The 9,819-nt window shown below is 55.4% G+C and carries 9 protein-coding genes; 2 read left to right on the top strand and 7 right to left on the bottom strand.

Annotated features, from left to right (window positions below; genetic code table 11):
- Nucleotides 1-30: 30 nt before the first annotated feature.
- Nucleotides 31-966 (top strand): 4-hydroxy-3-methylbut-2-enyl diphosphate reductase, encoded by a 936-nt coding sequence (gene ispH / locus VFE46_19210; GenBank protein HZZ30135.1) that lies wholly within the window; start codon nucleotides 31-33, stop codon nucleotides 964-966.
- Between the two features lie 97 nt (nucleotides 967-1,063).
- Here ispH and VFE46_19215 read toward each other — a convergent pair whose 3' ends face one another.
- The 5 genes from VFE46_19215 to VFE46_19235 form a co-directional block, all read right to left on the bottom strand.
- A complete protein-coding gene (locus tag VFE46_19215; GenBank protein HZZ30136.1) occupies nucleotides 1,064-1,501 on the bottom strand; it encodes a CBS domain-containing protein in 438 nt (145 codons plus the stop codon).
- Nucleotides 1,502-1,828: 327 nt separating this feature from the next.
- On the bottom strand, nucleotides 1,829-2,227 hold the full coding sequence (locus tag VFE46_19220) for a hypothetical protein (protein ID HZZ30137.1): 399 nt from the start codon (nucleotides 2,225-2,227) through the stop codon (nucleotides 1,829-1,831).
- Between the two features lie 93 nt (nucleotides 2,228-2,320).
- The gene (locus tag VFE46_19225; protein ID HZZ30138.1) at nucleotides 2,321-3,826 is read right to left on the bottom strand and encodes a hypothetical protein; all 1,506 of its coding nucleotides are present in this window, start codon (nucleotides 3,824-3,826) and stop codon (nucleotides 2,321-2,323) included.
- A gap of 273 nt (nucleotides 3,827-4,099) precedes the next feature.
- Nucleotides 4,100-4,261 (bottom strand): hypothetical protein, encoded by a 162-nt coding sequence (locus VFE46_19230; protein ID HZZ30139.1) that lies wholly within the window; start codon nucleotides 4,259-4,261, stop codon nucleotides 4,100-4,102.
- Nucleotides 4,262-4,383: 122 nt separating this feature from the next.
- Nucleotides 4,384-5,388: a TerC family protein gene (locus VFE46_19235; protein HZZ30140.1), complete on the bottom strand. Its 1,005-nt coding sequence runs from the start codon at nucleotides 5,386-5,388 to the stop codon at nucleotides 4,384-4,386.
- A gap of 643 nt (nucleotides 5,389-6,031) precedes the next feature.
- Here VFE46_19235 and VFE46_19240 point away from each other — a divergent pair.
- On the top strand, nucleotides 6,032-7,669 hold the full coding sequence (locus tag VFE46_19240) for a 2-isopropylmalate synthase (protein HZZ30141.1): 1,638 nt from the start codon (nucleotides 6,032-6,034) through the stop codon (nucleotides 7,667-7,669).
- 31 nt (nucleotides 7,670-7,700) lie between these two features.
- On the opposite strand, the gene VFE46_19245 is transcribed toward VFE46_19240, so the two are convergent.
- Entirely contained in the window at nucleotides 7,701-8,783 is a 1,083-nt protein-coding gene (locus VFE46_19245) for an aldo/keto reductase (protein HZZ30142.1), read from the bottom strand.
- 106 nt (nucleotides 8,784-8,889) lie between these two features.
- Nucleotides 8,890-9,486, bottom strand: coding sequence for a DUF420 domain-containing protein (locus VFE46_19250; protein HZZ30143.1), 597 nt, complete (start codon nucleotides 9,484-9,486; stop codon nucleotides 8,890-8,892).
- Nucleotides 9,487-9,819 lie beyond the last annotated feature (333 nt).

Below are 9,819 nucleotides of genomic sequence, written 5' to 3' on the forward strand. Positions count from 1 at the left end.
CGTGGTTCGAGCCCAAGGATGTTACGCTGCATGAAAATCATTCTGGCCAGTCCGCGCGGGTTTTGTGCCGGCGTAAACATGGCGATCGACACGTTGGAACAATCGCTGAATCTCTTCGGTCCGCCGGTGTACGTTTATCACGAGATTGTTCACAACAAGCACGTTGTCGATCGGTTTCGTGCCGAGGGGGCCGTGTTTGTTGACGATTTGCACGCGGTGCCCGAGGGGGCGAATTTGCTGTTTTCGGCCCACGGGGTATCTCCGGAAGTGCGGCGTGTGGCCCAAGAGCGGCGGCTGAACACGATCGACGCCACTTGTCCGCTGGTGACCAAAGTGCATTTGGAAGCGGTGCGCTATGCCAAGCTGGGATACCAAATTATTCTGGTGGGGCACGCAGGCCACGATGAAGTAATTGGCACCATGGGGGAAGCGCCCGATTCGTTTTATTTGGTCGGCAGCGAGGCGGAAGTCGACCAGTTGGAAGTTCCCTCTCGAGCGAAGCTGGCGTATCTGACGCAGACGACGCTTTCGGTCGACGATGCCAACCGCATTATCAAGCGATTGAAGGAAAAATTTCCCAGCATCATTGGCCCGCCGAAGGAAGATATTTGCTACGCCACGCAAAATCGGCAGGAAGCGGTGCGGCAAATCTCCTCGGAGGCGACCTTAGTGCTGGTCGTGGGGAGCCAAAATAGTTCCAACAGTCTGCGGTTGGCGGAGCTGGCTTCCGAGACCGGCGCGCCTGCGTATTTGATTGACGGGCCGCCGGATATCGACCTGGCCTGGTTCCAGCCGACCGACGTTGTGTTGTTGACCGCCGGCGCCAGCGCCCCGGAAAGTGTGGTGCAACAATGCATCGAGCTGCTGAAGCGGCACTTCGGCGCGACGGTCGAGCAGCGCACTTTGCGCGAAGAGCAAGTGTTTTTTGCGCTCCCCAAGGAATTGCGAGTGCTGACCAGCCAGTGATAAGCAAATTTCCACCGGGAAGCCACGAATGCCAAGGGGCACCCGACCGAAGTACCTGGTCGGTGCGCTGTTCGGAGTTCCCGCCCGGATCGCACTCTTACCCTTGGATGTAACTCTTCAGGTAATGGTTTTCCATCGTCAGTTGATTGTGCTGGTACTTCACCAGGTCGCCGATGGAAACAATGCCCACGAGTGTGCCGTCATCGTTGATGACCGGCAAGTGGCGAATGCGCCGATCGGTCATCATGCCCATGGCGTCTTGCACGCTGTCGTTGGGGGAGCACGTGGCTAAATCGGAAGTCATGACGTCGGAAACACGGTAGCGTTCCAGGGGAACTTTGCGCGCGGCACAGGCTTTGAGAATATCGCGCTCTGTGATAATTCCGAGCATGTGGGTGCAATCGTTTTCTTCACACACCACCAGTGAGCCGCAATTGTTCTTTACCAGCGTTTGCACGACATCTTCCAGCGTGGCCTGCGGCGAAATGCTGAATACCTGCGAGCCTTTGTCTTGTAGAATTTGCGCAAGCGACATAGCAAGTCCTCGCTTTCGGTGACCCAGGTAAGAGATGCTGACCAAGATTGCCAGCCCCTTCTCTGTAGCGCAGCCAAAATTCTGCTGCCGCCCTCGCTCCCATCACAAGCATACCGGCAAAAGGGGTGGATAGTCAAAGTGAAATTTTTTGATTGGGCAAGTTTTTGCGAGAGAGGTGATTCTCAGATAAGACTGTGAAAAAAATCACGAGAAGGAGATGAGTTTTGAGGGTCGGGATAACTCGCGCAGAGACGCAGAGAATGCAGAGGATATATTGTTTCGAGCACTTTCTCTCCTCTGCAATCTCCGTGTCTCTGCGCGAGAACTTTATGCATTGTCGCTCGGATGGATTGTCCGGATGACCAAACGCACGTCGCCAATCGGACTGCCCAGCGGTTGATGGGGGTCGACAACATAAACCGAAGCCGAGGCCGGGGGCTGTGGAAGTTGAGAATGCTTGTCAACTTCCACCAGTAACTCATTGGCCGGCTTAAGCAGCGAGGTAACTTCTGCACTGAAGAATTGCCCTGCGGTCAGCGGGGCTAACCGCGTGCCATTGAGCGAAGCTTCGCCTGAAAAAATTGCCCGATCGATCTCCAGCGAAACCCGCTCCCAGGTGTCCAATGCCGCTGGGGAATTAAACCGGCGGCGAAAGAGGACGCGATCTGGCGTTGGCCCAGGAAGCTCATCCCATGGATGCTGCAGACGGATGGGATGAGGAATCATGGAACGGTGGGCGGAAGGCAGTATGCGGTAAGCGGTGAGCAAACAATCGCAATGTACTGCTGTAACTGCCGGCTGCCTACAGCATACCGCGTACTACTCTGGCACAAACGATTCGACGATGCTCATTTCGTGCGTTTGCCGGCTGTCGGGCTCGTAGCAACGGATGGTGATTTTCACGCCCCGCAGCGGCACCGGATAAGGGGGCGAGGTTTCCGTATTGTTTGCAAAATCTTGGAAGCCAGAGAGGGCCTGATCGGGACCATTCGTGTTGTCGGTGAGGGGTGGCGGCAGCAATTTATCCTGATCTAGCCCATCGTGTTCGTAATGAGTGGTCCAAACATCAAATGTGGCAGGAGTGTAGCCGTTGCCTTGATAATCTGGCGGCGAGGTTTGGGGCGAGGTTGGGTTGGGTGAAGTATCAAACATCCAAGTCTTGGTGAAATCGGTGGGAGTACTCGTGGTGGCCACAAGTTGCGATTTAGGATGGCCGGTCGAATAGAACGGGCTCATCGTCAAATTGGTATTGGCCACTGTGTTCCAGGGCGCCGAAACCGCGCTGCCATCCCAGGCGTCTCCGTGCCAATTCAAATCGACAAACGAGCCAATGCTGTCGGGCACTCGAGCTCCCACGGGGGTGCCCGGGAGATAGGGGAACCCAGGATCGCTTGGAGCGACGCTCACTTGATTGGCCGAACTGCCTTGCACATACACCGGCGCGGTGGGGTCCCACATTTGCACATCAAACGAGACGACATTCGTGAGTACCACGTCCTGGCCGTAACGCGACTTACTTGTGTCGACGCTGTAATTTCCGTTCGATAAAGAACCGCCGAAGGGAACTAAATACCACGGGCAAACGCGGTGTGGAAAGCCGTTCGACAACACCGCATTATTGATGAATGCATGGCCATAGCGGCATTCACGATTGGTCAGGTCGGACAACGTGTTGGCCACAAATTTGCCTTGCGCCAGATCGTAATGTGCGGAAATATCGTTGTTGGTGTAGAAGTCTAATGCTGGGATGAGGAGCGTGCCATTGGTCGTTGGCGAAATAGAAGTCGCATTGCCTTGATAGGTAGGCATCACCAGGAACACGCGGCGATATAACGTAAAGGTCGGAGGGTTGGCGATGGTTTGGCCATCGGACATCAGCGTCGGCCGCAAAAACCAAACCACTTCGGCAACCTGCGACTGCACCGTGTTGCCATTGTACAAGCCGGTAAACGGTCCATCCTTGCTGCGGACGGTAAACATGAGCACGTCGTCGGTATCGCCCATGGGGTAGGTTGTGTTCGGCGTGACCGACCGATCTGTCAGCATGTAGGTTGACGAGCCTGAATAATTTGCGAGGCCGGAGTTTTGATCGCTTAAGGGGCCTTCGATAATTTCAAAATATCCGTCTCCGGCGGCTGGATCTTGCCAGGGAAGCATGTTGCAGGTGTGGCCTGCCAAGTCGCTGCGTAACCGCTGGGCGGTGGCTTGCATGCGGTTGGTCAGCTCGATCATCGATCGGGCATCACCAATGCGGCCGCCAACATCGCTGAATAATTGCGTGTAGGCGAACATCAGCAAGACAACGCACACCAGCGAAATCAGCATTTCGACCAGGGTGAGGCCCGCTGCACAGGCCGCCCGACGTCGGCGCACAAGACGATCGCAAGAGGCGTTCGGGGGGCAAGTTTGCATTGCTTCTCCAATCCGGCGGACCACAAGCCCCTGTTGAATGGCCGAAAAGTTCCTGGCATGGCCCGCAAGCTACCCTAGATCAATTCCACCCCGAAACGATGGAAAAGTCAAGCAGAAGTCAAGCAGAATATCAGCATTCACGGGGCAGTGCGGCACGGAAAGCAGAGCCTGGTGTCCAGATTACACTCATTGTGCGGCAGCTGGAGTCGGCTGTGCCGGACGATTAGCGGGAACATTGGGAATAGGCCCGCCCGGGTCCCCCTTCAGTTGGAACCAAACCAAGGCCGCGACCGCCAACACGACCAGCGCGAAAAACCAATGACGATGCTTGTGCAGAAAGTGATACATGGGATTCGGAATTAAGTTATGAGATGGGGTAAGGTAATAACTTCAAATGACGAATGAATGACCAATATCCAAGCACCAATGACCAATCTGAGAAGGACTGCCCATTGGTCATTGCGGCTTGGTTATTGGTCATTTTCTGTTTCCGGCGGTCCGGCGGCTAGGGAGGCCAAAATTGCGATTCCCAATAGTGCCACGATAATGACCAACGAAACCCAAGGATAATCTTTGAACAAGTGTAGTTCAAAGAAATACTCGGCAATCATCTTACAGCCTACAAAAATTAGCACGGCGGCCAGCCCGTAATGGAGGTACCGGAACAAACCCATTACGCCAGCCAGCAAAAAGTACAGCGCTCGCAGTCCCAGGATGGCAAAAATGTTGGAGGTGAACACGATAAACGGATCGCGCGTTACGCCGAAGATGGCCGGCACGCTGTCGATGGCGAATAACACATCGGTGCTTTCCACCACCAGCAGCACCAAAAACAACGGGGTGATGCAACGGCGTCCATTTTCTTGCACGAAAAAATGCTTGCCGTGCGAACCGGCAGCGACGGGCAAATACCGCCGGGCCAGCCGCATTAGCCAATTATTTTCTGGATGAGCCTCCTCATTTTTGAAGGCCAGTCGCGCGCCCGTATATACCAGCAGCACACCAAATACAACCAGCATCCACTCGAAGTAGGTAAGTAAAGTGGCGCCGACCAGGACGAACGCCAGACGCATGAAAATCGCGCCCAGAATTCCCCAAAATAGCACGCGGTATTGATACTGCAGCGGCACTTTAAAAAACGTGAAAATGACCGCAAACACAAAGACGTTGTCCATCGACAGCGACCATTCGACGAGATAACCCGTGAGAAACTGAATGGCTGCGGTCGAGCCTCCCCAATTCCACACCAAACCGTTGAATGCCAGTGCTAGCGCTGTCCAAATAACGGTCCAAAAGGCGCTTTCTGAGAGCGAAGGTTCCCGAGAGTGGCGATGAAACACTCCCAAATCGAGCGCCAACATCACGGCCACAAATACGCCAAACGCAGCCCAGTGCCACCACTGGGCCTGTATGCCCGACGGCGGTGCTTGCTCCGCGAATAGTTGGCCGGCCGAAATAGGGAGCAAACTGTACATCGAAACGATGGCGTGATGGCGGAGGAGAGAAGCCGGAACTATGCAACCTCTGGCGAATCATAGGGTTAACTGAATAGGGCAACAAGCCGAAGCGAACCGCGGCCAACGACGGACTGTCGCCAAACGTGGAAATTACACCCAACGGTTAAATCGCTTGACCCTGCGCTGACCTTCATCTAAAGTTTGGGTAGGAGATGGCCGAAAAGCAGTAGACCGAACTTTGGCCTGCCAAGCGTTTTTTACTGGGATTAATGCAATGCGTGGACTTGGTTTATTCTTGTTGTCTGAGTTGTTGCTTACCGGGAGTAGGCCGTAGGGTTCGTGCATTCACACGATATAATAAGAACCCCAAGGCCTCTCGAAGCCTTGGGGTTTTTTGTTGGATTTTTTGGATTTTTTGGATTTATCAAGCCGCGACCGCTGGTCGCGCGGAAGTGGAAACGATGAATTTGATCCTGGCGCGACCAACGGTCGCGGCTTGATAGCGGAAATAAAAATCAATGGTTACACCGCGGCCCATTTGCATCTCCGATCGCACCCAGCCCAGCAGGGCTTGGTTGGTATTGCGCCGGCCCGGGATTTGAGCCCGGGCATCAAGCGTTGTGTTCTTTCGATTTTGCAATTCCAACCATCCATAAGAATTATGTCTCAATCCACCACGACCGTTTCAGGATCAAAACCACTGTCTACAGAATCGGCGGCCAAACCCGCCGCCACCATAGGAATCGGCTCGGTGCCACCCCGGCCCATTCGCATTTTCGATACCACGCTGCGCGATGGCGAGCAATCGCCCGGCGCCAGCATGAACATTCACGAAAAGATGGAAATTGCCCAGGCCCTGGTTGACTTGGGCGTGGACATTATCGAAGCGGGCTTTCCCATCGCTTCGCCCGGCGATTTCGAAGCCGTGCGGCAAATCGCCGAGAACATTCGCGGAGCCACCATTTGCGGCCTGGCCCGGTGCAACGATGCCGACATTGATCGGGCTTGGGAAGCACTGAAAGGCGCGCCCGATGCCCGCATTCACGTGTTTCTGGCCACCAGTGCCATTCATCGCGAATTCAAATTGAAGATGGACAAGGACGAAATCATTCGCCGCGCCGTCGCCGGAGTAAAGCGGGCCGCAAGTTATTGCGACAATGTGGAGTTTTCGCCGGAAGATGCAGCGCGGACCGAGGTTGATTTTCTGTGCCAAGTGGTCGAAGCGGCGATTACCGCCGGCGCCACTACGGTGAACATTCCCGACACGGTAGGTTACGCCACTCCGGCGCATTACGGACAGGTTATCCGTACGCTGAAAGAGCGTGTGCCGAACATCGACAAGGCAGTCATCAGCGTGCATTGCCACAACGACCTGGGGCTGGCTGTGGCAAACAGTCTGGCCGGTGTGGAAAACGGCGCCGGCCAAGTGGAGTGCACCATCAATGGCATTGGCGAGCGGGCCGGCAACTGCTCGCTGGAAGAAATTGTGATGGCTCTGCGGACGCGGGCAGATTATTACCACGCCGGCACACGCATTCAAACGCAGCGGTTGGTTCCGACCAGCCGGCTGGTTTCCAACATCACCGGCATTCAGGTGCAGCGGAACAAGGCCATCGTGGGGCGCAACGCCTTTGCCCACGAGGCGGGCATCCATCAGGACGGCATGCTCAAAGAGCCGCGCACCTATGAAATTATGCGGCCAGAGGACGTGGGCCTTTCGAAGACCGATCTGGTGCTGGGCAAGCATAGCGGCCGGGCAGCTCTGGCCGATCGGACCCGGGCGCTCGGTTTTCACCTGACCGGCGAGCAACTGCAAACGGTGTTCGACGAGTTCAAGCAACTGGCCGACAAGAAAAAGGAAATTTACGACGGCGATATTGCCGCTTTGTGCGAGCAGCAAATTCTGGATGTGCCGGAAACGTGGACGCTGGTATCGTACAAAATAAGCTGTGGAACCGTGGGCAAGCCGGCCGTGCAGTTGGTGCTAAAGCGCGGCGATCAGCAATTCACGGAAGAAATGACTGCCGGCGATGGCCCGGTAGATGCCATTTTCCTGGCGATTGAAAAAATCACCGGGCTGGTTTTGAACTGCCGCGATTTCCGTGTGCATTCCGTGACCGTGGGCAAAGATGCCCAAGGAGAAGTGAATGTCGAAATTGAACACAACGGCCAGGTATACCGGGGCCGCGGCGTTTCGACCGACAGTGTGGAAGCCAGCGCATTGGCATTTTTGAATGCCGTGAACCGCGTGGCCGCCACTCCCGGCGGCCGCCTCCATCCGCAACACAGCGGGATGTGAATATAAAGCCGCGACCGTTGGTCGCGCCGGTTCATCCCAGCCATTGCGGATTTTTCGCCGTGCTGTCGAACGGATTGTCGGTTTTGAAGCGCTCGTAGCGGCCGTGTTTGGCGACGTCGGCGGTGCGGGCCAGCAAGGCTTGCAACGCAGCTTCGTCGAGCGGCTTAAAGGTTTTCACCGCGTCGAGCGCTTGGTCGAGAATTTTCATCGAGTCAATGCCGGTAATGACGACCGAAGTGGGCATGCTCATGGCATAATGCAAACACTCGGTGGCGCTAACGGTGCCTGTTTGCATAATTTCGCCGCTGGCAATTGGCTTCATTCCCAGCAGAGCGATTTCCTGTGCCATGAGCTGCGGCACAACCTGCAACAGAAAACTGCGAAAGTGGGCGTCCATCACATTGATGGGCATTTGCGCGGTATCGAAGTGGAAGTCGTGCTCTTGAGCCACTTCCAACATGCGCAAGTGCACGGCCGGATCTTTGTGACCGGTGAACCCGATGTAGCGAATTTTGCCCGCCTGCTTGGCTGCCTCGAGCGCTTCCCGCGCGCCGCCGTCGGCAAAGAAACGGTCTGGATCTTCCAGGCGAATGTTTTCGTGGAATTGAAGCAAATCGACGCGATCGGTCTGCAATCGCTTCAAGCTTTCGTCGAGTTGCTGGGCCGCGGCTTTTTTGGTGCGGCCGTCGAACTTGGTCATTAAAAATACTTTTTCGCGGTAACCGTCTTTCAGGGCGTTGCCCATCCGGCGTTCGCTATCGCCATCGTGGTAATCCCAGCAGTTGTCCATAAAGTTAACGCCACGATCGATGGCGGTGCGAATGATTTTGGTGGCCTCGCTTTCGTCCTTCACGCTGCCAATGTGGTATCCCCCCACGCCGATGAGCGAAACTTCCTCACCCGTGCGGCCGAGCTTGCGGTAACGCATATCGCCCCGAGTAGTTTCCGGTGGACGGTGCTGAGCAATGGCGGCAACGGCCGAAGCGGTCGATTCGGTGAAGGCCACTTCCGCCGCGGCAGCTTCGGCAGCTGTCAGTGATTCAAAAAAGCCCAACAGCGGGCCCGATCCGGCAGCGGCCATGCTGATGCCTTTCAATACGGTGCGACGCTGCATAGCAACCTCCCCAGCAATTAAATGCGATCTGAAATGCGAACCGAAGGTCTAATAGGGCGATCTTTTAGAACGACCACTCTGCGGCAACTTTTGTGCCGTCGGCACGCTAAGCGGCAAATGCCAGCCAGTAGAAGACCCAGCCAGTTAAGGCCGTAAGGGTCAAATCGATCGCCGCCAATCGGGCCCAGAAGATATGGCGGCCGCTGTAGGCCGAGGGCCTGGGCGGCTGCGGAATGTTGCGCAGCGCGCCAATGACCACGTATAGCCATAAGAAGAACGTCGAGATCGAAAAAATCAAATGAATGTATAGGCTCGTTTTCACGCCCACGGGCCAATATGGCGACGGCATGGCCCGAGTTTGCCAACCGCTGATGAATTGCATGTCGATTTCGAATGCTGCTACGGCCACGAGAAGGATGGTCGCCAAACTCAGTTGAATGCGCTTGTGCCAGGTATATTGCTTGCGAAACCGTGCCAGACCGATGCTAACGCCCATCACGGGCAGCACCAAAAACATCGCCAAAAACACTACGTCGAGCATGATCGACGCGCGCGTGCCCAAAAAACCGTGGATGCCGGAAAATTCGGCCAGTAGAAGTTTTTGAATCACCAAGGCGATAGTCTTTGGCGGAAACTGTTGGAACAGGCGGAACAGCTTTCGGCGGACGTGCGAATTGCCGATTGTGCTTGCGGCAAAAATCATTTTGCCCACGGTCTCTTACGATAGCTGATTGCCGGAAAAAAATAACCCGTGCGAGTTGCCGCAAATAGGCAGCTCCTGGCATTCGTGTTCGCCGATTCACATCGTGCAGATTCGAACTCTCCGCCAACACTCGGGATTGGCTTTCACCCAAATATTGGGCTGCCGTTCGAGCTCAGCGGCGATAGGCATGATGCTGAATCGGGGGGTCAGCCGCGGCCATGCAGAAACGGCCGCATTTACCATTCGTTTTTCTAAAATTCCGCCTATTGCAAACGCGAAATCATTTGATAGACTGCGCAAACTGAAAAGTATAGATAATTCTGCCGGTTGGCG

The sequence above is a fragment of the Pirellulales bacterium genome (assembly GCA_035656635.1).
Taxonomy (GTDB): Bacteria; Planctomycetota; Planctomycetia; order Pirellulales; family JADZDJ01; genus DATJYL01.